The organism is Thermotoga sp. 38H-to, from assembly GCF_011057665.1.
GTDB lineage: Bacteria > Thermotogota > Thermotogae > Thermotogales > Thermotogaceae > Thermotoga.
The window spans coordinates 1-23,937 of sequence record NZ_LNFZ01000001.1 but is presented as its reverse complement, the minus strand read 5'-3'; the positions used below and the strand labels follow the sequence as shown (position 1 = coordinate 23,937).

The window sequence follows — 23,937 nt, the reverse complement described above, 5'->3', positions numbered from 1 at the left end:
TCTGTTACCCTCTGAAGAGAATGTGTTTCACCGTATCTATCCTGTGCCTCTTTCCCTTTAGAAGATCCAGTTCGAGGTCCACGGACATTTTCACACCACAATCCTGTCGCAGAAAACCCGTCAGGTTCGGGGTGAGCGGGATAGGTGCGCTCACGTAGCTTTTCCCTCGGTAAGTTTTTCCAAGAAAAGTTCCTCTTGGAGAAACTTTGATTCCAAAAACCTCGAGACTCTGGGAACGTGCCCATAGACCTTTTTTCTCTTTCCACCAGTCGTTTTCTTCCGTTTCCAGATCGAAGTGGATGAAAGCAAAGACGTTCTTTTCCACGAGCGGCCTCAGAGCCTTTGAAGAGAGTGTGTCTTCCTTTCTGAGAACTGCGGCGTACCATTCCCCAAAATCCGCAACTGCGAACCTTTCTCTGAGGGTGTATCGATGTAACACTTCACCGTTTTCTATCACCAGCACATCGGGAGATGTTCGAAAAGTCTCCACACCTGGAGCGACAATTGGTACGTCCAGTCCTTTCGAAATGTATCGAAGCAGATCTGTGTAAAATGGATCGAGTTTTTCAAAATTCTCTATTCTTATCGGAGAAACCCCGGCGAGGAGATTACCTGTCAGTCTTGGGAAAATGAGAAGGTCCACAAAAGGAAGATCCTCCTGCAAGATTTCCATCAGAGCATCTATGAAATCGTCCGCGGATTTGAACATCTGGTCCAGAGGAAACGCGACGCACACTACCCTTTTTACACCTTTTCTGCTTCGGTGCACTCTTGAGATTTTTCTTTTCGGGATCAACCTTTTTTTCACCATCTTCCAGAGAATGTTCTCAAACATCTTCGGCTTCCTCCGAAGAGAAGAAATTCTTTTTCAACTCCAGAAAAACGGGAGCTACTCCCTCTGCCACGACCCCCGTTTGGTTTTTTGTTTTTTCGAGAGGAAAGTAGATATTGTTGTGAACCTTTCCCAGGAAATTCAACAAGACTATGGAGGCCAGAGATGTTTCCTGCGTGTGTGCCCAGAACTTTGCCTTTACAAAATTAAAATCTATGAAGTTTTGAATCTCACAGAAACCAACCACCAGTTTCGCACCGTTCTCTTTTGCAATGTAAAAGACTTCCGGGTAGAGAGCAAGATCCCCACCCACCACAAAAATATTTATGTCAGCATCTACGATTCCGAATTCGTAACCCTTCTTCCATTCCCTTCCGTTCTTTCCGATGATGAAAAATTTGCTGGTACCCACAATGGAAAATCTGGCGTTGTCTGGAATCACATCCAGCCATGATATGAAAAGGTCTATTGTTTCAAACTCCTCAAGAGATACGGGTGATCCAACCAGAATTTTCAACTTGATCCACCCATTTCAAGTATAGCATCAATCTTTTGAAACCCTTTCAGCGATGTAGTCAGCGGCGAAGTCCCGATCGATTTCAACCTGGTCTCCCGTCTCGAGGTCGCGGAGAATGACGATTCCTTTTTCCAGTTCTTCATCACCAATAATGACCGCATACCTCGATCCCATTCTGCTGGCGTGCTTAAGCTGACCGGAGAGCTTTCTATCCATGATGTCCACATCCACACTCAGGCCCTTCTTTCTCAATTCACCCGCAAGCTGGACACCATCCATAAAGGCTTTTTCACCAAGAGTTGCGATGTAAACAAGATGAACATTTTTCATCGGGATTTCTATTCCCTCTGCTTTTAAAGCGAGTATAATTCTCTCTATACCACCTGCAAAACCAAGGGCGGGTACGGAAGAGCCCCCAAGTTCCGCAAAAAGGCCATCGTACCTTCCACCACCCGCGATGGCGCTCTGGGCTCCAAGACCTTCGTGCCTCACCTCAAAAACCGTTCTGGTGTAGTAGTCGAGCCCGCGGACCAGGGTGTGATCTTCCACGTATTCGATCTCGAAAGTGTTGAGGTACTCTTTCAACTTCTTGTAGTGTGCCCTGCAGGAATCACAGAGATAGTCGACGCTTTTTGGTGCATTCAGAGAGTATTCGTGGTCCACCTTGCAATCGAGCAGTCTCAAAATGTTCGTCTCGTAACGTCTTTTGCAGTCGTCACAGAGATTGTCCAGAACTTGACCGTAATACTCTTTGAGGGCTTCGCGATAGTTTTTCCTGCACACCGGACAGCCTATGGAATTCAGGTGAATCTTGTATTTCGTGAGTCCGAGCCTTCTCAAGAAGGTATCAACCAGCATGATCACCTCGAAATCCGCTTTTGGAGATTCGGGGCCGATGATCTCGAAACCCACCTGGTGAAACTGTCTCAATCTCCCCGATTGTGGTTTTTCGTATCGGAACATGGGACCTATGTAGTAGTATCTCTGCTGAAACCCCCTGTCTATCAGAGAATTCTCCAGAAAAGCCCTGACGACGGGCGCGGTACCTTCTGGTCTCAGAGTGATGCTCCTTCCCGCTTTGTCCTGGAAGGTGTACATCTCTTTCTGAACAATGTCCGATTCTTCTCCCACACTTCTAACGAAAAGTTCCGTCTGTTCGAATATGGGAGTTCTGATCTCCTCTATTCCCGCGCTTTCGCACACATTTCTGAAGGTTTCCTCGACGTACCTCCAGTACCATATCTCTTCACCGAAGATATCGTTTGTTCCCTTTATCCTTCTGTATTTCAACTATTCACACCTCCCCTTTCCTCGAGAAGAATCTTCACATCTCTTATGATTCTCACAATTGCGTAAAAGACGACGAGGAATTCCAGTCTTCCGAGGAACATGCCCACCGTCATGGTCCATATTACACCCACCGGAAGATTCGGACTGGTGAGCCCCACCGAGAGACCTACTCCATTCATTGCGGAGGAGAATTCGAACATGGAAACCAGTGGATCGTATCCGTAACTCATGAGGATCAAGGTTCCCACCAGATAGGTCAGAGCGTAGACACCAAAGAAGACGAACATGTCCTTTATGATCCCATCGTCTATGGTTTTCCTGTTTTCACCTTTCCAAACTATGATCTTTTCAACCTTTCGCCTCGGTCCCATGAAATTGATGATAGATCGATATATCAATTTCAGTGTGACGAACACTCTGAACTGTTTCAAACCACCAGCCGTTGAATCCATCATTCCACCGAGCATCATGATAACGGTGAGAAGATACACGCCGATTGGAAAGAGAGTAACCCACGGAACAAGATCGGCGTTGGAGAACCCGGTACCCGTTATTGCGGAGACCACCTGAAACACCACGTATCTGAGCGCCTTTTCGTGAAAAACCTTCCTGGCTGGTCGCAGTAGAAACAGCGATGCGATGACAATGGTGGATCCCATGATCCAGGGTTCCCCGTTTTTGACGAAGGCTTTGAAGTTTCCCTTCCAGAGGGTGTAATGGATTCCAAAACCCGTTCCACCGAGCAGCATGAGAACGATGGTTATCACTTCTATCGATACACTGTTGTAGTATCCAATACTCGCGTTTTTCACCGAGAAACCACCCGTTGCGAGAGCCGTGAGAGAATGGTTGAAGGCATCGAACCAGGGCATACCGGCCATATGAAGAAAGAACATACCAGCGGCGGCGTACGCCACGTATATGACCATGATCACCTTCGTGGAGTGGGTCACATTTGGGAGTATGTTGTCCACCCTACCTTCGGAACTGTAAAGGGAAGCTCCGAGAGGTCCGATCAATGTGGCGAGCATTATGACGGCAAATCCCGCACCTCCAATGAACTGCATGACACTTCTCCACACCAGAAACACATGGGGAAGACTCTCCACGTCAGAAAACATGGTGAGCCCCGTTGTGGTCCAGCCGCTTGTGGCCTCGAATACTGCCTGGTGAAAATTCAAAAGACCCTCTATAACGAACGGAAGTGCTGAAAGGACTACCGCGGCGCACCACGTTGTGACAACTATCACCGCTCCTTCTTGGTATCCCACCACACGAGTCTCGTTCAATTTTGAAACTTTTTTAAGAACAACACCAGAGGCAAAGGAAATGATTGAGGGAACCAAAAAAGACTCGATGTATATCCACTCTTCAGGATAGAAAATCACAAAAATTGTTGGCAGAAGAAGGATCGCAGGGAACCATATCAAAAGCTGACCTACGTACCAGAAAATCACCTTGAGTCTGTATTTGGTACTGGTCATTAGGTCTTCCAATTTTTCTCACCTTCCAAGCAGTGTCTCTTCGACTGTTTCTTTGGCTTCTGCACTTACGATCACGTACAGTTTATCACCGGAGAGGATCTCCGTATCTCCTCTCGGAACCACAAGCACTCCACCGCGGACGATGGCAGCGATGATACTATCCCTTGGAAGCGGAAGATCCTTCAACTTCTTTCCCACAACCGGACTGTCTTCTTCCACGTTCACACTTAGAAACTCAATACCTTGTTCCAGCGGTATGATGCTGGAGAACTCATCTGGAAAGATGAGAGCCTCCACCGTGTTCGTTATGAGAGTGGTGAGATTCAAGACGGTTGTGATACCCATTTTTTTGAATATTTCCATGTTTCCCGGGTCGTTGACAAGACTCACTACCCGCTTTACCCCGAAGTCCTTCATAACAAGCTGTGCGATGAACAAATTGACCTCATCTCTTGGAGTGAGGATCACCACCACATCGTTTTTCGAAACCTCGGCGTCTCTGAGTATCTCTTTGTGACTTCCATCTCCGTGTATGATCGTCGCCTTCAATTTCTTGGCGAACTCTTCGCAGAGTTCCCTGTCTTTGTTTATGATCACTACACCGTACTTTCGTGACAGCATGGAACGCGCAAGGTAATACGCCGTCGTTTCTCCACCGATTATTATGACTTTCAATCTTCTTCACTCCCTATGATGAACTCCTTTACTTTCTCTATCATGAGAACGGCGGGACAGATGGTTTTTATTCCATTTTCTTCGAAAATCTTTATCTTTTCCGGATCGTAGACCCTGGCGATCACGTTCTCCACGTTGAACATGTACCTTGCGTTCATCGAGATGAAGAAATTCGTACTGTCGTCGTTCGTGAACGCAAACACCATGTCTGCCTTCTCCATACCACACTCTTTCAGAGTTTCAAACTCCGCGGCATCTCCCACCACGGTGAAACCGGAAAACTCGGAGTTGAGCCTGTGAAACGCGTATTCGTTTTTATCCACGACCACGACACTGTGTCCCGAAGAGGAAGCAAGATTTGCTATCAGCGATCCAAGTCTTCCACAGCCGAATATCACGATGTACTTGCTTTTCTGTTTTTTTGACATACTGTTAACTCCCTCACCTTCAATATCTGTACCTGTGAATCCTTCTCATCTTTAAAATATATCCCCAAATCATCCCGTAGACAAATCCACCTATGTGTGCCCACCACGCTATTCCGTAGGATCCAACAAGGCCGTTCAGAACCTGGATAAAGAACCAGATCATCAGATAGTAGAACGCCGGTATTTCCACGAGTGTGAGGAAGAAGAAAATTGGAAACAGAGTCACGATCCTCGAGTACGGAAACAGCACGAAATAAGCTCCCATAACGCCGGACACCGCTCCGGATGCTCCAACCATGGGAGTTGTTGAATGAAACGCAAAAACGAATTGGGTGAGTGCGGCAAAAATACCGGCAGATAGATAAAACAGAGTGTAGCCAACATGGCCCATCTCGTCTTCTGTGTTGTCTCCGAATATCCAGAGAAACCACATGTTACCCAGGATGTGCCAGAACCCTCCGTGGAGAAACATGTGAGTTATGAAAGGAAGAAGGGAAAAGCCGAGCGCTTCTTTTACTCTCTCAACCGTATAACGAGCTGGCACGAGGCCATATCTGTACATGAACAGGAGAAGTTCTCTGTCGTTCAACATGAGTTCATACACGAAAACAACCACGTTTATCAAAATCAAAGCTATCGTTACGTAAGGCTTCTTTCTACTTGGGAGAACATCGTAAAGAGGAAACACGATATCACCTCATCAGATGGTCAGATATGTTCGCCCTTTCCACCACTTCCGGTAATATCTTCGATTCGTCTCCCGTCATGATCACAACCACGCCCGGACCGTGTCCTGCTGAAACGCAGGCAGAGTGTACCACAACACCTATCGATACTGCCCCTTTTCTGTACTTTCCAACTCCATAGGAATTGTCGTGGTCCTGAATTGCGACGATGTCTCCAAGTTTCAGATCCGCTACTCCAAGATCCTCAGGATTCGATGCCATTATATCGTAGTCGGTGGAAGCACTGCTCGAAGCGCCAATCCCAGATCCCATCATGTGCGCTGGAATCTTCGCAACAACAGGTACATGGATTTTCCCATTCTTTTCCTGTATCCCAAGTTTTTCGAAGAGATCTGGGTCGATGTTCATCACCTTCACATCCGGATGATCCAGAAGCTTCAGTCCCTGCCCCCAGGCCTTTATCAATATCTTATCCCCCACCATAAGCTTTCCGAGTACTTCTTCTTCGAAATAAACGAGAACGTGGTTCACACCTCCGTGTTTTCCCGTGACGAACCCTCTGCTTCCCTTCGCGTCTCCAGACATCACGATCACTTCGTTTCCTATACACGAAAGGGTCATCAGCGGTATTTCCTCTTCCTTATTCCTTGCCATGACAGAAACACCCGGTTCTACGTGGTCTCCTGCCCATCCGTAAGCACTGTCACCCACTTTCACGTTGTAGGTGATGCCCCCAAGCACTGGAATTACCCTCACTGTCCCTTCGGTTGTTACACTGTAAGGAGACCTCATTTTCGCTGGAGCGATCTCTCCAACAACCGAAATTCGAACGAGTCTGTCTTTGTTAGTTCTCACAAATCTCACCTCCAGTGTGTGGTATCATTGAGTAGATAGGGAAAACAAGGAGGTGACACTTTGAAATTTTACATCACCACCCCAATCTACTACGTGAATTCTGAGCCTCACATAGGAAGTGCCTACACCACTATTGTAGCCGATATCATCGCTCGCTACAAACGTTTCATGGGTTACGATGTGTTCTTTCTCACGGGAACGGACGAACACGGCCAGAAGGTCCTGCAGGCAGCCCAGCAGGCTGGAAAGGACCCGCAGGAATTCTGTGACGAACTGGCTGAAAAGTTCAAACAGCTCTGGAAAGAACTGAAGATCACGAACGATTATTTCATCCGAACCACAGACGAAATGCACATGAAAACCGTCCAGGAATTCGTTGCGAAGATGAAAGAAAACGGAGACGTCTACAAGGGCATCTACAAGGGATGGTACTGTGTCCCCTGTGAGACGTTCTGGAACGAGGACGAGGTTATAAAGGAAGGAGAAGAACGTTTCTGTCCGGAGTGTAAAAGACCCGTCAAATGGGTGGAGGAAGAGAATTACTTCTTCAGACTTTCGAAATACAGAGATCCTCTCCTGAAGTACTACGAGGAGCATCCCGATTTTGTGGAACCGGACTTCAGAAGAAACGAGATGCTGAAGATTCTCGAAGGTGGTCTCAAAGACCTGAGCATCACCAGGACGACCTTCAAATGGGGCGTTCCCATGAAGGACGATCCGGAACACGTGATCTACGTGTGGGTGGACGCGCTCATAAATTACATATCCGCTATAGGATACGGCTGGAACGATGAGATGTTCAATAAATGGTGGCCTGCAGATTTGCATCTGATAGGAAAAGAAATAAACAGATTCCACTCCATCATATGGCCTGCGATGCTCATGTCGGTTGGACTCCCACTTCCAAAAAAGGTGTTCGCACACGGGTGGCTCACGGTGAACGGCCAGAAGATCAGTAAGTCCCTCGGCAACGCTATAGACCCCAGATTCTTCGTGAAGAGATACGGCAACGACGTGGTGAGGTATTACCTGATACGGGATATCATGTTCGGAAAAGACGGCGATTTCTCGGAGGAAAGGCTCGTCCACAGATTGAATTCCGATCTCGCGAACGACTACGGAAATCTCCTTCACAGGATCACGGCTATGATAAAGAAGTATTTCAACGGAAGACTTCCTTCTCCTTCTGCTCAGGAAGGGCTCGATAGCTGGCTGAAGGAGAGATTCTTCGAAACAAAAGACGCTTACCATGAACTCATGGATTCCTACCGGCTCACAGAAGCCCTGGACAAGATATGGGAGTTCATAGCAGATGTGAACAAGTACTTCAATGACACGAAGCCCTGGATACTTGGAAAAGAGGGAAATATGGAAAGGCTCGGAACGGTGCTGTACAACTCACTGGAGGCCGTGTTCAAGGTGGCTCTGATGACACTCCCGGTGATGCCAGACACCTCCAAAGAAGTGTTCAGGAGAGTGTCCTTTGAAGAAAAGCCTTCGAAGGAACATCTGGAAAACTGGGGAGTTCTGAAGTCTGGTTCCACAGTGATCCACGGCGAACCTCTCTTCAGAAAAATCGACGCGAAAGACTTCAAAAAGGTGGTGGAGACGGTGTCGGTCGAACAGAACGTGATCACAATAGATGATTTTTCCAAAGTAGATCTCAGAATTGCAAAGGTCCTCGAAGCGGAGAAGGTTCCAAATTCCAGAAAACTTCTCAGATTGATAATCGATCTTGGAACGGAAAAGAGACAGATAGTGGCGGGAATTGCAGAACACTACAAACCCGAAGAACTCGTAGGAAAACTGATCGTCGTTGTCGCTAATTTAAAACCCGCAAAACTCATGGGCATAGAGTCTCAGGGAATGCTCCTCGCCGCAAAGTCCGGCGATACCTTGAGACTTTTGACTGTAGATGGAGAAATCACACCAGGTGCGAAGGTGTCCTGACGGAGGGATGTGAATGCCAGAGATCCTGATAAACAAACCCGTAGAGGATGAACTTGTTGAGTCTTATCTTCTGTACTCGATGAGCGTTATAGTGGGAAGGGCCATTCCGGACGTTCGGGATGGCCTCAAACCCGTTCAGAGGAGAATTCTCTATGGAATGTACGAACTCGGTCTCAAACACAACTCACCCACCAAGAAGAGTGCGAGAATCGTCGGTGAAGTGATGGGTAAGTACCATCCTCACGGTGACGCACCCGTGTACGATGCCCTCGTGAGGATGGCTCAGCCGTTCACGATGAGGTATCCACTCATAGAGGGTCAGGGAAACTTCGGTTCCATAGACAGAGACCCTCCGGCCGCGATGAGGTACACGGAAGCGAGACTCACGAAGCTTGCCGAAGAAATGCTCGAAGACATAGAAAAGAACACGGTGAACATGGTCGACAATTTCGATGGCACGCTGAAGGAGCCGGAAGTCCTCCCATCCAAGGTGCCAAATCTCATAATAAACGGTGCCTCCGGTATAGCGGTGGGAATGGCCACAAACATACCTCCACACAATCTCTCCGAGACCGTGGATGCCCTGATTTATTTGATCGATCATCCAGAAGCCACGGTTGAAGAACTCATGCAGTTCATAAAAGGACCGGATTTTCCCACAGGAGCCGTGGTAGTGAACGCTTCTGAATTGAAGAAGGTTTACGAAGAGGGAAGAGGCAGGATCATCGTCAGAGGAAAGGTGCACGTCGAGGATGGAAAGAGAGTAAAGCGAATCGTCATCACGGAGATTCCGTACGGAGTCAGTAAAGCGGGTCTCATAGAACAAATAGCAAAAATAGCGAAAGACGACGAATCACTCCCAATCAGGAACATAAGAGATGAATCCGATAAACGCGGAATGAGGATAGTTATAGAGATCCCGAAGGACACCAGCGAAGAGGTCATAATAAACAATCTCTACAAGAGAACTGCTCTTCAGGATTACTTCAACGTTCAGATGCTGGTCATAGACAAACACAAAAGACCCAGGTTGATGAATTTGAAAGGATTGATGGAGGCTTTCCTTGAGCACCGCTTTGAAGTCATCAGAAGAAGAGCAAGGTACGAATACGAACAGTACACAAGGAGGGCACACGTTGTCGAGGGTCTCCTGAAGGCGGCAAGAGCGATAGGTGTTGTTGTGGACATCGTGAGGAACAGCAAGGATGTGGAAAGTGCGAAGCAATCACTCATGGAAACACTCGAAATCACCGAAGAACAGGCAAAAGCCATTCTCGACATGAGACTTTCGAGGCTGACTTCCCTCGAAATAGAGAACCTTCAAAACGAATACTCCGATCTGGTCAGGAAGATCTCAGAAGTGAAGGAAATACTCGAGAAGGACGAAAAAGTAAAGGAGATAATGAAAGAAGAATTCCTCTACTTGAAGCAACAATACGGGGATCCCAGAAGAACAGAAATAACAGATCAAAGTATCCAGTACAACGAAGAGGAACTCATTGTCGAAGAAGACGTGGTGATAACATTGAGTCATAACGGCTATTTAAAGAGCACACCGCTGAACAGCTACAGATCGCAGAAGCGCGGGGGTAAAGGAATCACCGTCTCGAAACTCACTGAAGATGACGAGGTCGAGTTCGTTGTGGTCGCGAAAAACACCGCATCGACCCTGTTTATAACGAACCTCGGACGGGCGTATGTTCTCAAGAATTATCAGCTGGAAACCACCGGAAGAAACACGAGAGGAAGGCACATCACCGCGTTTCTGAATCTCGAAGACACAGAAAAGATCGTAGCACTCGCTTCTCTGAACGGTGATGGAAATGATCTTGTGATCGTTACAAAATCTGGGAAGATCAAAAGAACCGCTCTCAAAGAGTTTGAAAACGCCACCAGCAACCGCGGTGTCAGAGCCATAAAGATAGAACCTGGAGATGAGATCGTCAGCGCCAGGGTTGTTAACAGCGAAAAAGAAACACTCATAGTGGCAACGAAGATGGGTATGGCCGTCAGATTCCCGGTGAGCGATGTTCGCAGGATGGGAAGAAATGCAGCCGGAGTTCAGGCGATAAAACTTCAGCCAGGAGACGAAGTGGTGAGTGTGGACGTGATACCTCCAGGTGACGAAGGAGAGATTCTCACCGTGACAGAGAAGGGATTCGGCAAGAGAACACCCGTTCAGCTGTACAGGATTCAGAGAAGAGGAGGAACGGGTCTCAGAAACATCTCCGATGTGAACAAAACAGGGTACGTAGTAGCCGTGAGATACGTGAGGGGCGACGAAGAGATAGTGGTGGTCACAAGAAACGGCATGATGATCAGATTTCCCGCGTCTGAAATCGGTGTCATCGGTCGTGTGACAAAAGGCGTGAAACTCATCGAACTTGGAGACGATACCATATCGAAGGTGGCGGTGGTGAAAGATTGAGGAAACCCATAGAGCACACTGCTGACATTGCTTACGAGATATCCGGGAATTCTTACGAAGAACTTCTGGAAGAAGCGAGGAACATCCTTTTCGAAGAAGAAGGGATTGTCCTCGATAACGAAGAGAAAGAGAAAACTTATCCTCTTGAAGAGATGGAAGACGTTTTCTTTGACACGGTGAACGACTGGATTCTTGAGATATCGAAAGGATGGGCTCCCTGGAGGATTAAAAGGGAAGGAAACGAGCTAAAAGTAACTTTCAGGAAGATCAGAAAAAAAGAGGGGACCGAAATAAAAGCCCTCACATACCATCTTCTGAAGTTCGAGCACGATGGCGATGTTCTGAAAACGAAGGTGGTGTTCGACACTTGAAAGATCTCACGGAAAAGCAGAGAAAAGTGCTTCTGTTCATAGAAGAGTTCATAGAGAAAAATGGATATCCTCCTTCGGTGAGGGAGATCGCGCGGCGCTTCAGGATCACCCCACGTGGTGCTCTTCTTCATTTGATCGCTCTAGAAAAAAAGGGTTACATCGAAAGGAAAAACGGAAAGCCACGGGCACTGAGAGTATCAAAAAGCATAAGGAACAAAATACCTCTGATCGGAGAGATTCGTGCGGGCGAAAAGAGAGAAGCCATCGAATACCTGGAAGATTACGTAGAAATTCCCGAGAGCTTTCTTTCGAACGGCTACGATCACTTTTTGTTGAAAGTGAAAGGAGAAAGCATGATAGAAGAACACATCTGTGATGGGGACCTAGTTCTTGTGAGAAGACAGGATTGGGCGCAGAACGGGGATATCGTGGCGGCGATGGTTGACGGAGAGGTGACGCTAAAAAAGTTCTATCAGAGGGGTGATACGGTAGAGTTGAGGCCCGCTAACAGAGAGATGTCGTCGATGTTTTTCAGGGCGGAAAAGGTGAGAATTTTGGGTAAAGTGGTGGGGGTTTTCAGAAAACTATAAGGGGGGATAAAATGTTTCCTTACAAGATTGTGGATGACGTGGTGATATTGATGCCGAACAAAGAGCTCAACATAGAGAACGCACATCTGTTCAAAAGGTGGGTTTTTGACGAGTTTTTGAACAAGGGTTACAACAAGGTATTTCTGGTCCTCTCGGATGTGGAGAGCATAGACAGCTTCAGTTTGGGTGTCATTGTAAACATCTTGAAGAGTATCAGCAGCAGTGGTGGTTTCTTTGCACTGGTGTCTCCAAACGAGAAGGTAGAGCGAGTCCTTTCTCTGACGAATCTGGATCGTATAGTGAAGATATACGATACGATATCGGAGGCCATGGAGGAGGTGCGAAGGAAGTGAAGATTGCCATTGCATCGGACCATGCAGCCTTTGAACTGAAAGAAAAGGTGAAGAACTACCTTCTGAGCAAGGGAATAGAAGTGGAAGATCACGGCACTTATTCCGAAGAATCCGTTGATTATCCGGACTACGCGAAAAAGGTTGCTCAATCCATTTTGTCGAACGAAGTAGATTTTGGAATTCTTTTGTGTGGGACAGGGCTCGGAATGTCGATTGCCGCGAACAGGTACAGGGGTATAAGGGCAGCTCTCTGTCTTTTCCCGGACATGGCAAGACTTGCAAGAGCCCATAACAATGCAAACATCCTTGTTCTTCCGGGAAGACTCATTGGATCAGAGCTCGCTTTCTGGATAGTGGATACTTTCCTTTCAACACCCTTCGATGGAGGAAGACACGAAAGGAGAATCAGGAAGATCGATGAGGTTTAAAGAGCTGATCTTTCCTCTGAAAATTGAAGAGGAGGAACTCGTAGAAAAATTTTACGAAGAGGGTTTCTTCAATTTCGCGATAGAAGAAGATGGGAAGGGAAACAGAATGTTGAAGATCTACCTTCGGGAGGGTGATCCCCTTCCTGATTTTTTGAAGGATTGGGAGATTGTTGATGAGAGAATCACCACTCCCAGAGACTGGATCGTTGAACTCGAACCCTTCGAAATCGTCGAGGGAGTGTTCATAGATCCAACTGAAAAGATCAACAAAAACGATGCGATAGTGATAAAACTGTCCCCCGGTGTGGCGTTTGGCACAGGGCTCCACCCTACCACGAGAATGAGTGTATTTTTCCTGAAAAAGTATCTGAAAAAAGGAAACAGCGTGCTCGACGTTGGGTGTGGAACGGGAATACTCGCCATCGTTGCCAAAAAGCTCGGTGCGTCTCAGGTGGTAGCGGTCGATGTGGATGAGCAAGCCGCTGAAGTGGCTGAGGAGAACGCTCGAAAGAACGATGTAGATGTACTGGTGAAATGGTCTGATCTTCTCTCAGAGGTGGAAGGAACTTTCGATATTGTGGTCTCCAACATTCTGGCGGAGATTCATATGAAACTCCTCGAAGATGTGAATCGAGTCACACACAGAGATTCTATGCTCATACTATCAGGAATCATCGATATGAAAGAAGACATGGTGAAAAGAAAAGCCAGTGAACACGGATGGAGCGTTCTGGAGAGAAAGCAGGAGAGAGAATGGGTAACTCTCGTGATGAAAAGATCGTAGAGTGGCAGATTGGAAGAAAGATCACGAACATGAATCGGGTGGCTTATCGCTGTCCATACGGCTATCCGGTTGTGATCGAAAGTCTGCCCATCAAGAATGGAAAGCCCTTTCCAACTCTCTACTGGCTCACCTGTCTTCACTTGAAAAGAGAAGTATCCAAACTCGAGAGCGCAGGGCTCATAAAGAAACTCGAAGATCGAATAGCGTCCGATGTGGAGTTTCGAGAAAAGATGAGGAAGGCACACCTGGAAGTGATAGAAAGAAGGAAAAGGCTCCTCACTGGGGAACATCCCTTCCGCGAAATTCTGGAAAAGGTAGGAACAGGTGGTATTCGAGATTTCTCGAAAGTGAAGTGCCTCCACCTTCACCTGGCGGATTACCTGGCAGGTGTTGGAAATCCTGTTGGAGAAACCGTGTGGAATCTCATCGAAAAGAAATTCTGTGATGATGTTTTCTGCAAAATCGGGGAGGCGAAAGAATGAAAATCATAGAAACCGTAGAGGAAATGAAGAAATTCTCCGAGGAAATGAGAGAGAAGAAAAAAACGATAGGATTCGTCCCCACCATGGGATACCTCCACGAGGGGCATCTATCTCTTGTGAGGAGAGCGCGAGCTGAGAACGATGTGGTTGTGGTGAGTATCTTCGTGAATCCCACTCAGTTCGGACCGAACGAAGACTACGAAAGATATCCGAGAGATTTCGAAAGAGACAGAAAGCTCCTCGAAAAGGAAAACGTGGACTGCATCTTCCATCCATCGGTCGAGGAGATGTATCCACCCGATTTTTCCACCTACGTTGAAGAGACGAAACTTTCAAAACATCTGTGCGGTAGATCTCGTCCTGGTCACTTCCGCGGAGTGTGCACTGTGGTCACGAAGCTCTTCAACATCGTGAAACCCCACAGGGCGTACTTCGGTCAAAAAGATGCACAGCAGTTCAGGGTTCTGAGGAGGATGGTGAGAGATCTGAACATGGACGTGGAAATGATCGAGTGTCCCATCGTGAGAGAACCGGATGGCCTCGCGATGAGCTCAAGGAACGTGTATCTGTCGCCCGAAGAAAGGCAGCAGGCGCTGTCGCTCTATCAATCCCTGAAGATAGCAGAGAATCTCTATCTGAACGGTGAAAGAGACGCAGAAAAGATAAAAGAAGAGATGATAAAGCACTTTTCCAGGTTCGATAAGGTGAAGATAGACTACGTGGAGATCGTGGACGAGGAGACTCTGGAGCCGGTTGAGAAGATCGATCGAAAGGTGATCGTCGCGGTGGCTGCCTGGGTTGGAAGTGCGAGACTCATAGATAACACGATCCTGGGGTGAGAACGTGAAGAGGTTCCTTTTGATCTCCGATTCACACGTTCCCGTGCGCATGGCCAGTCTTCCAGATGAGATACTGAACTCTTTGAAAGAGTACGATGGCGTGATAGGCCTTGGAGACTATGTGGATTTGGACACGGTGATCCTTCTTGAGAAATTTTCTAAAGAGTTCTACGGAGTTTACGGAAACATGGATTATCCAGACGTGAAAGAACACCTTCCGTTCTCGAAAGTCCTGCTTGTAGAAGGCGTCACCATAGGAATGTGTCACGGATGGGGCGCTCCGTGGGATCTGAAAGACCGTCTTTTGAAGGTCTTCAACGAAAAACCTCAGGTGATCCTCTTCGGACACACCCACGAACCGGAGGACACGGTGAAATCGGGTGTGAGATTTCTGAACCCGGGAAGCCTCGCTGAAGGCTCTTACGCCGTCCTTGAACTGGACGGGGGTGAAGTACGATTCGAGTTGAAGACCTTGTAAAAGAGATCGTCGAGGACATAAGAGAAACCGTGAAAGACGGGAAGCTCTATGTTGCCTTCTCCGGGGGAAAGGACAGTTCGCTGGTGGCAATCCTGGCGAAGATGGCCCTCGGAGAAGAAAGGGTGGAGCTCGTCACCGTGGACTGGGGCCCTTACACCTACGAGAGATCGAGAGAGATTGTTCGAAGCTTCGCAGAAAAACACGGCCTGAGGCACACTTTCATTCCTTCTAACAGGATGCAGGAGAAGGTTTGGAAACACGGGCCGTCCTGCAACGCCTGCACCCGCGACGTGAAGACCGTTTTGGTGAAGAGATACGCTCAGGGTCACCTCGTTGCGAGCGGTGCAAACGCCTCCGACAGCTGGGGAAAAACGGGCCTGAAGGTCTTCGACGGTGTCTACTCACCACTCTACAGGGTCGGGAAAGAAGAGATAAACGAGATGCTGAAGTTCCTCGGACTGGAAGTGAAGAAGATCGGTGAGTCTGCGGGAAGAGAGGGCTGCAAACTGAAGCATCTTTTGAAGATGCTCATAAACCCTGATTACCACGGAAGAGCCGTTTCCGTTGCAAACGAGATCCTTCTGAGGGTCCTCGAAAAACACAATTTCAAACCAGAACTTGCCAACGTGAAGATCATCGGACCGCTTTCCAGAAACATCGCCCTCGTGAACGTGAAACCTCTTCCACCAGAAGAGGTGATGAACGAGATCGTCGAAAAACTCTCTTCAGAAGAGACGATAGACGAGGTCATCGTGGTCGACAGTCCCGTAAAACTCGTGGTACTCGCCAGTCCCGCGATCTACAGGAATGAAGAATCAAGAAAATGGATAGAAGAGGGAAGGCTCCAGCCGGAGTTCGCCTTCCCCATTGAGATCGAGTGGAGAGAATCGAAAAACAACAGGCTCCGCACCTTCCAGGTGATCGATGCCAAAAAGGAGTGAGACTGTGGCGTTCAGATGTCCTCTTCTGATTTTTCTGAGAAAGATATTCAAGTTCAGAAGAAAACCGAAGTTCATCGTGAAGAAGAGCTGAGAACAACGACGTTTTCCAGGCCGAAGGGCAGTAGGATGTATCTGTCCGTGTGGTGCTCGAAATCTATGAAGCTCTTCGGCCTTCTGAAGGTCTCCTCGAGAACGTCTGCCTTGTGGTTCGCCTCTACCAGATTGAACAGTGTGTTTGTGAGAACGAGTTGGAGTTCGTTTTTTCCGTTTCTCAGAGCATCTGTAATATCTATCATGAAAGGTCTCCAGAAGAGAACACCCAGGAACTTTCCGTTCAGAATCACCTCGACCGAGGCCGCCTCCACACCGTTCAGCTTGAGGAAGTATCTTCTCTCCGGGTCTTTTTTACACTCAAATATCTTCTTGAGCGTGAAGGATCCCACATAGAACGGGTACCCATCCCGTGTGATGTCCCTGTGAATCGGTACCTTGGGTGCACCGATCACGTACCTCGTCTCGTCCACGTTCAAAAGTGAAAAATCTCCCACAAGATATATCGTCTCCACCTCTGTTGGTCTGTGATTCTCTGGATCTTTCACCCTCGTGTGACACCCCGGGCCTGTGATGTTGTTTTCTTTTCTTCCCTCCAGAACAACCGTGTTCTTTCCTTCTCTGACGAGATCTGTGATCTCCATCTTTCCGAAGTTCACATCCAGGAAATTCTGTTCCTCGTTGAAATTGCAACTTCTTCTTTCGTACCTCACCTCTCGACCGTTCACCGTGATTCTGTCGAGATTTTCCGCACACTCAACGACGAGAAAGAGTTTTTGAGGCTTTTTCCTGATTTCGAAAGAGTACTCCACCCTGAACGGTGTACCATCCGGTAATCTGTAGAACTCGTACCAGATCTTCGAGACGAACTCGTTCCTGAAAACCCTTCCACCCGCTTCAAAATACTCCACCCTGTCCACTGGAAGAACGTTGAAAGAATTCATCTTCACTTCGAAATCGTTCAGTGCCGTCTCGAAATCGAACTCTTTCTCCAGAAGAACTCCTGTTGAAACCACTTTCTCATCTTCCGCAGGAACCTCCTCGTTCGTTACCCAGATACAAACACTCGACGCCGGGAACATGACAAACTCGTTTTCCTTCAGCTCCACCATTTTGAAATCGAACAAGTCTATCGCGTACGTGTGTTTTCTCTTTTCCTTCAGTTCCAGATGGCAGTGCACTTCCCGGTCGATGTCCGTGTTCGCAAGAAAGAGAAGATAAGATCCGTCTTCCAGCACTCTCTTCTGCGCGATCACCGCTTTTGCATTCTCTTTCGTTTTCGTATCCAGAACATCCACAGAAGAGAAGGGTTTGAGTTCTTCGATGAGATCTTCGAGCGTTTCAAAAACACGAGCTTTCTTGAGAAATTCGATTCTTCCCTTCTTTCCTTCCACTCTTTCCGGGAAGAACCTGCCGTACCTGAAATCCTTCAAAACAAAGACCTTACCGCCGTTTTCTGCCAGTGAATTCAAAAGTTCCACAGTTGAACTTTTCAGATTCAGGAGCGGTGGCAGCACCACGACTTCGTATTCGTACTCTCCTACTCTCAGTTTTGCCTCTTTCACTCTTCCATATTTTGAGAGGATCATCTCGTCGCCGAAGTGGAAGTCTATCTTGTTCGCAACGAGTTCCTTTGTGATCGTATCGAAGAGCTCGCTGAGTTTGTCGATCTCGTCATCGAACTTAGAATACACACACCACGCTGAGGAGATGGGATGTATCATGAGCACTTTGACCTCTCTCTTTCCCTGTGTGACGATGTTGTTCAGTCTTGCAAAGTAATCCGACAGGAATCTTTCATTCTTCCACCAGGGTTGTTGATAGAAGAGGTTCGGTGGGTAGTCTCTCTTTCTCTCTCCTCTCATCGAGTAAAGACTGAGATGCGGGTTTATGTACGTGACACCGAGAACCGCCTGCCAGTCCGCTATCCATTTTCTGTGCAGAAAACTCACGTGCTGACCCGTTGTACCGAACGTTTCGCAGAGCACCCATTTCTTCCCTAACTGCTCTGCCGCCGATGAAACCTGCTTTATCGTGACCACCTGTTCCAGGTGTCTGGCGAGTTTGTCTATTCCCGGTATCTGCATGTATTCGTAGTGTGGCATCGCGGCACCTATCCACTCCACCTGTCCTCTGAGTGTGTCTTCCGCCATGTAGTGTCCCGTCATGAAGATACCGTTTTCTTCACACCACTTCGCGTACGGGATCGTGAAGTTTTCGATGAACAGACTCGTCGCAACATCGAAGAAATCGTACCTCACCTTCATGTAGTCCTTCACGTTGAAGAAGAGTTCTTCTAAGTGGTCTCTGATGTCGTATCCCTTTCGCCTCAAAAACTCCTCTGGAAATCTTTCTGTCCAGGGGAGTGTGGGTTCTTTGGGGTGATGCACTCTCAGATAGGTGGGTTCATCGGTGAAGATCCCGGGGATGGAGACTCTGAAAAGATCACCACACGATTTTTTGTACCTCTCGTGTGTCGATCTGAGAAACGCCTCTGTGGTCTCTCTTGAGAGCAGATCGACGTAGCAGGTTCCGTTGAACCATGGATCACCAAGCTTCATAACGCGTTTTACCACGTAGAATTCTTCACCGTCTCTTTCTATCTTTTTCAGGATCTCATCTTCTGGTTCGAGCCGATCCTTTTTCAAGAGTATGAGGTATTTGTGCCTGTATTCCGGTTTTTCGAGGGGCACGATTCCTCCAGCGAATCCGGAAGGCCATTTGTCCTCGTCGTAAAGCCAAGCGAGCATCCCGAGTTTTCTGGCGTGTTCTGCACAGCTTCTCACAAGTCTCATCCACTCCTCAGAGAGGTATTCCGTTACAAGCCCCACTCTCGAGTGCATGAAGAAGCCTCCGTAACCCTTCTCATGCATCTCGTCTATCTGCCTTAGAAGTTCCTCCTCGCACAGTTTGTCGTTCCAGCTCCAGAAGGGAGCGGGTCTGTACCACACACTCGGATTTTTCAGTTCTTCCAGGTTCATATTTCCACCTCTTTGTATTTCTTCCACTCTTCGTAGCCCTCGTTCCACTCTTCCATATTTTCCGGCTCGAACGTTTTCAATTCGAAGGATTCTTTCACGATCCTTCTGGCTTCGCTGATGTCTGCTATCGCTCCCAGGGTGATCAGCTGAACGAGTGCGTTCCCAATGGGAGTGGCATCCACAGGACCCGCCACCAACGTCTTTCCCGTCGCACTGGCTATGAAACTCATCAAAAGATCGTTTCTCACAGCTCCACCCACCACGTGGATCTTCCCGTATCTTTTGCCGGTGAGTTCTTCGATCTGCTCCACGATCCATCTGCAGTTGAACGCAAGGGATTCGAAGATGAGCCTGGAAAGCTCTCCGATCCCCTCCAGGATTTTCTGGCCCGTTCTTTCAAGATAATTTCTGATCCTCTCCGGCATGTTTCCGGGGTGGAGAAACTCTTCTCTATCGGAATCGAGAAACGCCTGGAAACCAGGGGCATTCCTGGCCGATTCGATGATCTCCGAATAATCCTTCTTCCAGATTCTGTTACACTCTTCCAGGAGCCACATGCCCGTTGCGTTTTTTAGAAACCTGATCTTCCCGTACCCACCCTCGTTCGTGAAATTTCTCTCCAGCACCTGTTTGCTCAAAAGTGGTCTTTCCAGCTCCGTTCCCACAAGAAACCACGTTCCTGAGCTGATGTAGATTCCTTCCCCTTCAAGCGGTACGGCAACGACGGCGGAAGCGGTGTCGTGACAGGTGGTGGCGATCACGTTCATTCCTTTTTTCACTCTGCATTTTCCCAGGATGGTACCCGGTGGAACCACCTTTGGAAAGATCTCAGTGGGAATGGAGAGTTTTTCGAGAAGATCGAACGCCCATTCCCGGTCCGGCACGCTGTAGCACTGGGAAGTGCTAGCGATGGTGTACTCACTCACCGTCTCTCCAGAAAGCCAGAAGTTGAACACATCCGGGATCATCAGAAGGTGCTTTGCCGTCTTCAAGAACGGATCGTTCGAGAGCACCATGGAGTAAAGCTGATAGAGCGTGTTTATCTCCATGAACTGTATACCCGTTCTCTGGAATATCTCATCTTTTGGAACCACTTCGAAGGCCTTTTTCATGACTCCCTTCGTTCTCACATCCCTGTAGTGATAGGGAAGAGATACGAGTCTTCCATTTTCGTCGAGTAAGGCAAAATCTACACCCCAGGTGTCCACCCCAACGGATAGTGCATCAGAGGCCTCAAGGACACCCTTTATCTCCTCGTAGAACCCGGGAAGATCCCACACGAAGTGCTCTCTATCCTTCCCGGGCAAGAAAATTCCTTCCGTTCTGAACCTCTTTATCTCCTTCACCGTCAACCTGTCTTTCAACTCCACCTCGTAGATCTTTCCGTTCGTCGCCCCAAGATCGATCGAGAGCACCTTCACAGCCATCCCTCCGGAACGCCCGTGGGGTTTCTCCCGAGGCTGAGCACTCTCAAAAGGATCTCCGCCGCTTTTTCCAGGATCTCAACCCTGTCGTACGCTTCTGCGACATCTTTTCCGAAAGCCACAACACCGTGCTTGTCCCAGAGAACTGCATCTTTCCCTTCTGATTTCTCCACCGTCTTCAGGCCGAGTTCTACACTGCCGGGCTTTTCGAACTCGACGACGGAGATTCCCTGCGGGAAAAAGATCAAAACTTCAGGGTGGATCTTCATCATCTTCGGAAGAAGCTCCTGGAAGTCCTCCAGGTTCATCAGAGTGAGCAGGTTCAGAGGGTGAGTGTGAACGATGGCTTTCTTTTCCGGACACAGCTGCTTGAACTTTGCGTGGATCATGAGATGTGTGGGAAACTCACTGGTGGGCTTTCCGTCCCCGTGGAGTATTTCGTAGTGTTTTCCCGGAAGGACGTGAAGAAGACAGATCTTGCTGTCGTCTTCGTAGATTTCTCTCATTCTCGAGCCCGTTGCCGTGATCAGAAGGTACATCTCAGGCCCGTCGTAGTCGAACCCGTATTCGTTCACACTCTTGACCTCGTATCCTTCTGGTCTTTCATCCAGTCTGACAGAGATGTTCCCTGCGTTCGCCTCGGAAAGGCCCTTTATGGCAAGCCAGTAAGCTACTTTTTGAATCTCTCTTATCGTCTCTCTCATCGTCTCTCTCTCCTTCTTTTTTCCATGTAGTCTTCTTCCCGAAAGACTCTGAGCGGATCCTCCGGAAGACCTTTCTGCCTTCTGTACTCCCTCAGAATCGGCCTTACGTCTGTTCGAAACGCATCGAGAAGAATTTCTTCTGCTTCAACCACGTCGTAGTTTTTCTGAGCCTCTCTCAGTCGATTTTCATCTATGAGAAGTGCCTTTGTGAAAAGTTCCTGGGCGATCAAAACAGATTGTATCATCGCGAGGATCTTCGGTTTTGTGATGTGGGCCTGATCGAACATGAGAACCACCTTCTTTGCAGAATCAGAGAGTTCAGGATCTCTCTTCGCAAAGACGATCTCCTTGAAGATCAAAAACACCTCGTACGGATTTATGGAGGCGATCGTGAGATCGTCATCTGCGTATTTCCTGTTGTTCAGGTGAAAACCACCGAGTTTCTTCTCAGACAGAAGTGTTGCAACGATGTACTCTATGTTCGTTCCCTGGGGATGATGCCCCAGGTCGACGAGTACAAGAGCACGTTCTCCCAATTTTTCCGAAAGGAGATAGCTCATTCCCCAGTCTGGAATGTCAGTGTGATAAAAAGCGGGCTCGAAGAACTTGTACTCTATGAGGAGGTACATATCAGCCGGCATGTTCTCGTAGATGTACCTCAGGGACTCTTCGAGCCTTTTCTTCCTGGAGCGGAAATCGTCCTGACCGGGATAGTCCGTTCCGTCCGCGAGCCACAGACTGATCACCTTTGAACCAGTTTTTTCGGCTATGTCCACGCACTCCATTACGTGAGCGATCGCTTTTTTTCTGATCTTTTCGCTGGGATTCGTGAGGCTTCCGTACTTATAATCAGGATCCTGAAACAGATTCGGGTTGATGGCACCTATCTTCAAGCCTTTCTCTTCAGCAAACTCTCTCAGTTCCTCCCAGTTTTCCACTTTGTCCCAGGGAATGTGAAGGGCAACGGAAGGACAACAACCTGTGAGACGATGAACGAGAGCAGCGTCTTCTATCCTTTCAAAAACGTTCCGGGCGGCTCCTTCTTCGTGGAAGACAGCAAACCTTGTTCCTGCATCGCTGAACGCCCAGGAGGGAAGTTCGAACTTCAACTCGTCCAGCTCCTTAAAAATCCTTTCCATGTTTATCACTCCTCCCAGTAACCGATGGTTGTCATAAGAGTGTAGTGGTTTTTTCCAACGTCGAGACGTGAAAGCTGCATGACAACAGGTACGTTGCTTTCCGCCATTATGCTGTAAGGCTTACATTTTGGTATACCAAGTTTGTCCAGTCTCAGATGCAAACTCTTCATTGGTGAAATTTCTACTTCATGAACAACTGGTTTAGAGTCTTCGAAGAGGAACGTGATCCTTATTTTTGCTGTTTCATCACCCGTATTCATGATACACAGAGATTCATGAGAAACAAGATATCCTCTTTTGCCGTTTGGAATGTAACCATCTGGAAAGAACCATTTTCTGGCACCGTTCATTATTCATCACCTCTGGGTACGAATTCATACATAAAGTTATCATAAATTAATCACAAAAGTCAACGATATTTGTGATAAAATTTTTCGAAAGGAAAGGAGGTGTTGATATGAAAGAGGAAAGATTGAAAGAAATCCTCGATATCGTTGACAGAAACGGTTTCATCAGCATGAAGGATCTTCAGGAACAACTCGGCGTTTCGATGATCACCGTGAGAAGAGACGTGGCAGAACTGGTGAAAAGGAATTTGGTAAAAAAAGTACATGGTGGCATAAGGAAGGTGAATTATTTTGAAAAGGAAACAGACTTCATGAAACGGCTCTCAATAAACAGAGAAGCAAAGGAAAAAATTGCCCAACTTGCGTTGAACTTCGTTGAAGATGGAGACATTATCTTTCTGGACGCAAGCACCACTGCGCATATCTTTGCCAAACACCTGGCCTCGTCTCAAAAGTCCGTTCATGTCATCACAAACAACCTGCTCACTGCAATGGAGCTCTCGAAGAACTCCGATATAAGCGTTGTTCTGCTCACAGGAAAGGTGAATCCGGAGAACCTGGCTGTGGAAGGCTCTCTGACGATAGAGTGTGGAAAAAAATTCTCTGTGAAAAAAGCCTTTGTCTCCTGTAGAGGAGTGACTGCGGAAGAAGGAACCTACGAAATAAACACCATGGAAATGGGAATAAAAGGAATTTTCGTGGAAAGAGCGGAAGAGATCTTCGTACTCGCTGACTTCAGCAAAATAGGAAAAAGATCGCTGGCACATCTGATACCCGCAGAAAAAATCGATCATCTCATCACCGACAGAAAACCTCCAGAAAATCAATATGAAATATTCAGGGAAAAAGGTGTGGAAATTGTTTATTGATTAATTCAACA

The 23,937-nt window shown here is 47.7% G+C and carries 25 protein-coding genes; 12 read left to right on the top strand and 13 right to left on the bottom strand.

Features of this window, described 5'->3' with window-relative positions:
- Positions 1-4: 4 nt before the first annotated feature.
- The 8 genes from AS158_RS00125 to AS158_RS00090 are packed head-to-tail and all read right to left on the bottom strand — an operon-like array spanning position 5 to position 6,767.
- Positions 5-835, bottom strand: a complete 831-nt coding sequence (locus AS158_RS00125; RefSeq protein WP_004080369.1) for a hypothetical protein — start codon at positions 833-835, stop codon at positions 5-7.
- Positions 828-1,349, bottom strand: a complete 522-nt coding sequence (locus AS158_RS00120; protein ID WP_004080370.1) for a hypothetical protein — start codon at positions 1,347-1,349, stop codon at positions 828-830. The genes AS158_RS00125 and AS158_RS00120 overlap by 8 nt, the downstream gene beginning before the upstream one ends.
- A 27-nt stretch (positions 1,350-1,376) precedes the next feature.
- Positions 1,377-2,639 (bottom strand): histidine--tRNA ligase, encoded by a 1,263-nt coding sequence (gene hisS, locus AS158_RS00115; RefSeq protein WP_038053493.1) that lies wholly within the window; start codon positions 2,637-2,639, stop codon positions 1,377-1,379.
- On the bottom strand, positions 2,636-4,123 hold the full coding sequence (locus tag AS158_RS00110; protein ID WP_038053595.1) for a TrkH family potassium uptake protein: 1,488 nt from the start codon (positions 4,121-4,123) through the stop codon (positions 2,636-2,638). The genes hisS and AS158_RS00110 overlap by 4 nt, the downstream gene beginning before the upstream one ends.
- Before the next feature lie 18 nt (positions 4,124-4,141).
- Positions 4,142-4,798: a TrkA family potassium uptake protein gene (locus tag AS158_RS00105; RefSeq protein ID WP_004080380.1), complete on the bottom strand. Its 657-nt coding sequence runs from the start codon at positions 4,796-4,798 to the stop codon at positions 4,142-4,144.
- The gene (locus AS158_RS00100; RefSeq protein ID WP_004080386.1) at positions 4,795-5,226 is read right to left on the bottom strand and encodes an NAD-binding protein; all 432 of its coding nucleotides are present in this window, start codon (positions 5,224-5,226) and stop codon (positions 4,795-4,797) included. The genes AS158_RS00105 and AS158_RS00100 overlap by 4 nt, the downstream gene beginning before the upstream one ends.
- A 19-nt stretch (positions 5,227-5,245) precedes the next feature.
- Positions 5,246-5,914, bottom strand: a complete 669-nt coding sequence (locus tag AS158_RS00095; protein ID WP_038053497.1) for a rhomboid family intramembrane serine protease — start codon at positions 5,912-5,914, stop codon at positions 5,246-5,248.
- Positions 5,915-5,918: 4 nt separating this feature from the next.
- Positions 5,919-6,767, bottom strand: coding sequence for a DUF4438 domain-containing protein (locus tag AS158_RS00090; protein WP_012311307.1), 849 nt, complete (start codon positions 6,765-6,767; stop codon positions 5,919-5,921).
- A 60-nt stretch (positions 6,768-6,827) separates the two neighbouring features.
- Between AS158_RS00090 and metG the strand changes: the two genes are divergently transcribed.
- Genes metG through AS158_RS00035 form a run of 11 tightly spaced genes read left to right on the top strand, consistent with a single transcriptional unit; the run spans position 6,828 to position 16,411 of the window.
- Positions 6,828-8,717: a methionine--tRNA ligase gene (metG, locus tag AS158_RS00085; RefSeq protein WP_011944073.1), complete on the top strand. Its 1,890-nt coding sequence runs from the start codon at positions 6,828-6,830 to the stop codon at positions 8,715-8,717.
- A 13-nt stretch (positions 8,718-8,730) separates the two neighbouring features.
- On the top strand, positions 8,731-11,145 hold the full coding sequence (gene gyrA, locus AS158_RS00080; protein WP_165304271.1) for a DNA gyrase subunit A: 2,415 nt from the start codon (positions 8,731-8,733) through the stop codon (positions 11,143-11,145).
- Positions 11,142-11,516: an archease gene (locus AS158_RS00075; protein WP_012896606.1), complete on the top strand. Its 375-nt coding sequence runs from the start codon at positions 11,142-11,144 to the stop codon at positions 11,514-11,516. The genes gyrA and AS158_RS00075 overlap by 4 nt, the downstream gene beginning before the upstream one ends.
- Positions 11,513-12,106, top strand: coding sequence for a transcriptional repressor LexA (gene lexA / locus AS158_RS00070; protein ID WP_165304270.1), 594 nt, complete (start codon positions 11,513-11,515; stop codon positions 12,104-12,106). The genes AS158_RS00075 and lexA overlap by 4 nt, the downstream gene beginning before the upstream one ends.
- Positions 12,107-12,117: 11 nt before the next feature.
- The gene (locus AS158_RS00065) at positions 12,118-12,459 is read left to right on the top strand and encodes an anti-sigma factor antagonist (RefSeq protein ID WP_165304269.1); all 342 of its coding nucleotides are present in this window, start codon (positions 12,118-12,120) and stop codon (positions 12,457-12,459) included.
- Positions 12,456-12,887 carry a ribose 5-phosphate isomerase B gene (gene rpiB / locus AS158_RS00060; RefSeq protein ID WP_165304268.1) on the top strand — a complete coding sequence of 144 codons (432 nt, stop codon included), beginning with the start codon at positions 12,456-12,458 and terminating at the stop codon, positions 12,885-12,887. Before AS158_RS00065 ends, rpiB begins: the two co-directional genes overlap by 4 nt.
- Positions 12,877-13,671 carry a 50S ribosomal protein L11 methyltransferase gene (locus AS158_RS00055; protein WP_165304267.1) on the top strand — a complete coding sequence of 265 codons (795 nt, stop codon included), beginning with the start codon at positions 12,877-12,879 and terminating at the stop codon, positions 13,669-13,671. Before rpiB ends, AS158_RS00055 begins: the two co-directional genes overlap by 11 nt.
- Positions 13,641-14,153: a DUF501 domain-containing protein gene (locus tag AS158_RS00050; protein ID WP_038051086.1), complete on the top strand. Its 513-nt coding sequence runs from the start codon at positions 13,641-13,643 to the stop codon at positions 14,151-14,153. The genes AS158_RS00055 and AS158_RS00050 overlap by 31 nt, the downstream gene beginning before the upstream one ends.
- A complete protein-coding gene (gene panC / locus AS158_RS00045; RefSeq protein WP_165304266.1) occupies positions 14,150-14,992 on the top strand; it encodes a pantoate--beta-alanine ligase in 843 nt (280 codons plus the stop codon). The genes AS158_RS00050 and panC overlap by 4 nt, the downstream gene beginning before the upstream one ends.
- A 4-nt stretch (positions 14,993-14,996) precedes the next feature.
- Complete coding sequence (locus AS158_RS00040) at positions 14,997-15,470, top strand: metallophosphoesterase (RefSeq protein WP_008195716.1); 474 nt, start codon at positions 14,997-14,999, stop codon at positions 15,468-15,470.
- Positions 15,471-15,499: 29 nt separating this feature from the next.
- Positions 15,500-16,411, top strand: coding sequence for an ExsB family protein (locus AS158_RS00035; RefSeq protein WP_241241215.1), 912 nt, complete (start codon positions 15,500-15,502; stop codon positions 16,409-16,411).
- 71 nt (positions 16,412-16,482) lie between these two features.
- Here the strand turns inward: AS158_RS00035 and AS158_RS00030 are convergent, their stop codons facing one another.
- The 5 genes from AS158_RS00030 to AS158_RS00010 are packed head-to-tail and all read right to left on the bottom strand — an operon-like array spanning position 16,483 to position 23,060.
- Entirely contained in the window at positions 16,483-19,443 is a 2,961-nt protein-coding gene (locus AS158_RS00030; RefSeq protein WP_165304265.1) for an alpha-L-rhamnosidase, read from the bottom strand.
- Positions 19,440-20,870, bottom strand: a complete 1,431-nt coding sequence (locus tag AS158_RS00025; protein WP_165304264.1) for a rhamnulokinase family protein — start codon at positions 20,868-20,870, stop codon at positions 19,440-19,442. Before AS158_RS00025 ends, AS158_RS00030 begins: the two co-directional genes overlap by 4 nt.
- Complete coding sequence (gene rhaD / locus AS158_RS00020; protein ID WP_165304263.1) at positions 20,861-21,571, bottom strand: rhamnulose-1-phosphate aldolase; 711 nt, start codon at positions 21,569-21,571, stop codon at positions 20,861-20,863. Before rhaD ends, AS158_RS00025 begins: the two co-directional genes overlap by 10 nt.
- Positions 21,568-22,710, bottom strand: coding sequence for an L-rhamnose isomerase (gene rhaI / locus AS158_RS00015; RefSeq protein WP_004080416.1), 1,143 nt, complete (start codon positions 22,708-22,710; stop codon positions 21,568-21,570). The genes rhaD and rhaI overlap by 4 nt, the downstream gene beginning before the upstream one ends.
- A 5-nt stretch (positions 22,711-22,715) precedes the next feature.
- The gene (locus tag AS158_RS00010) at positions 22,716-23,060 is read right to left on the bottom strand and encodes a sensory rhodopsin transducer (protein ID WP_004080417.1); all 345 of its coding nucleotides are present in this window, start codon (positions 23,058-23,060) and stop codon (positions 22,716-22,718) included.
- Between the two features lie 107 nt (positions 23,061-23,167).
- Between AS158_RS00010 and AS158_RS00005 the strand changes: the two genes are divergently transcribed.
- Positions 23,168-23,926, top strand: a complete 759-nt coding sequence (locus AS158_RS00005) for a DeoR/GlpR family DNA-binding transcription regulator (protein ID WP_004080418.1) — start codon at positions 23,168-23,170, stop codon at positions 23,924-23,926.
- Positions 23,927-23,937 lie beyond the last annotated feature (11 nt).

Excerpts from the sequence above, each read along its gene's own strand:
- rhaD (WP_165304263.1), bottom strand. The coding sequence starts at position 21,571 with ATGAGAGAGACGATAAGAGAGATTCAAAAAGTAGCTTACTGGCTTGCC.
- gyrA (WP_165304271.1), top strand. The coding sequence starts at position 8,731 with ATGCCAGAGATCCTGATAAACAAACCCGTAGAGGATGAACTTGTTGAG.
- AS158_RS00010 (WP_004080417.1), bottom strand. The coding sequence starts at position 23,060 with ATGAACGGTGCCAGAAAATGGTTCTTTCCAGATGGTTACATTCCAAAC.
- AS158_RS00125 (WP_004080369.1), bottom strand. The coding sequence starts at position 835 with ATGTTTGAGAACATTCTCTGGAAGATGGTGAAAAAAAGGTTGATCCCG.
- AS158_RS00110 (WP_038053595.1), bottom strand. The coding sequence starts at position 4,123 with ATGACCAGTACCAAATACAGACTCAAGGTGATTTTCTGGTACGTAGGT.
- AS158_RS00005 (WP_004080418.1), top strand. The coding sequence starts at position 23,168 with ATGAAAGAGGAAAGATTGAAAGAAATCCTCGATATCGTTGACAGAAAC.
- rhaI (WP_004080416.1), bottom strand. The coding sequence starts at position 22,710 with ATGGAAAGGATTTTTAAGGAGCTGGACGAGTTGAAGTTCGAACTTCCC.
- AS158_RS00055 (WP_165304267.1), top strand. The coding sequence starts at position 12,877 with ATGAGGTTTAAAGAGCTGATCTTTCCTCTGAAAATTGAAGAGGAGGAA.
- AS158_RS00030 (WP_165304265.1), bottom strand. The coding sequence starts at position 19,443 with ATGAACCTGGAAGAACTGAAAAATCCGAGTGTGTGGTACAGACCCGCT.
- AS158_RS00025 (WP_165304264.1), bottom strand. The coding sequence starts at position 20,870 with ATGGCTGTGAAGGTGCTCTCGATCGATCTTGGGGCGACGAACGGAAAG.
- AS158_RS00065 (WP_165304269.1), top strand. The coding sequence starts at position 12,118 with ATGTTTCCTTACAAGATTGTGGATGACGTGGTGATATTGATGCCGAAC.
- AS158_RS00050 (WP_038051086.1), top strand. The coding sequence starts at position 13,641 with ATGGGTAACTCTCGTGATGAAAAGATCGTAGAGTGGCAGATTGGAAGA.
- panC (WP_165304266.1), top strand. The coding sequence starts at position 14,150 with ATGAAAATCATAGAAACCGTAGAGGAAATGAAGAAATTCTCCGAGGAA.
- AS158_RS00100 (WP_004080386.1), bottom strand. The coding sequence starts at position 5,226 with ATGTCAAAAAAACAGAAAAGCAAGTACATCGTGATATTCGGCTGTGGA.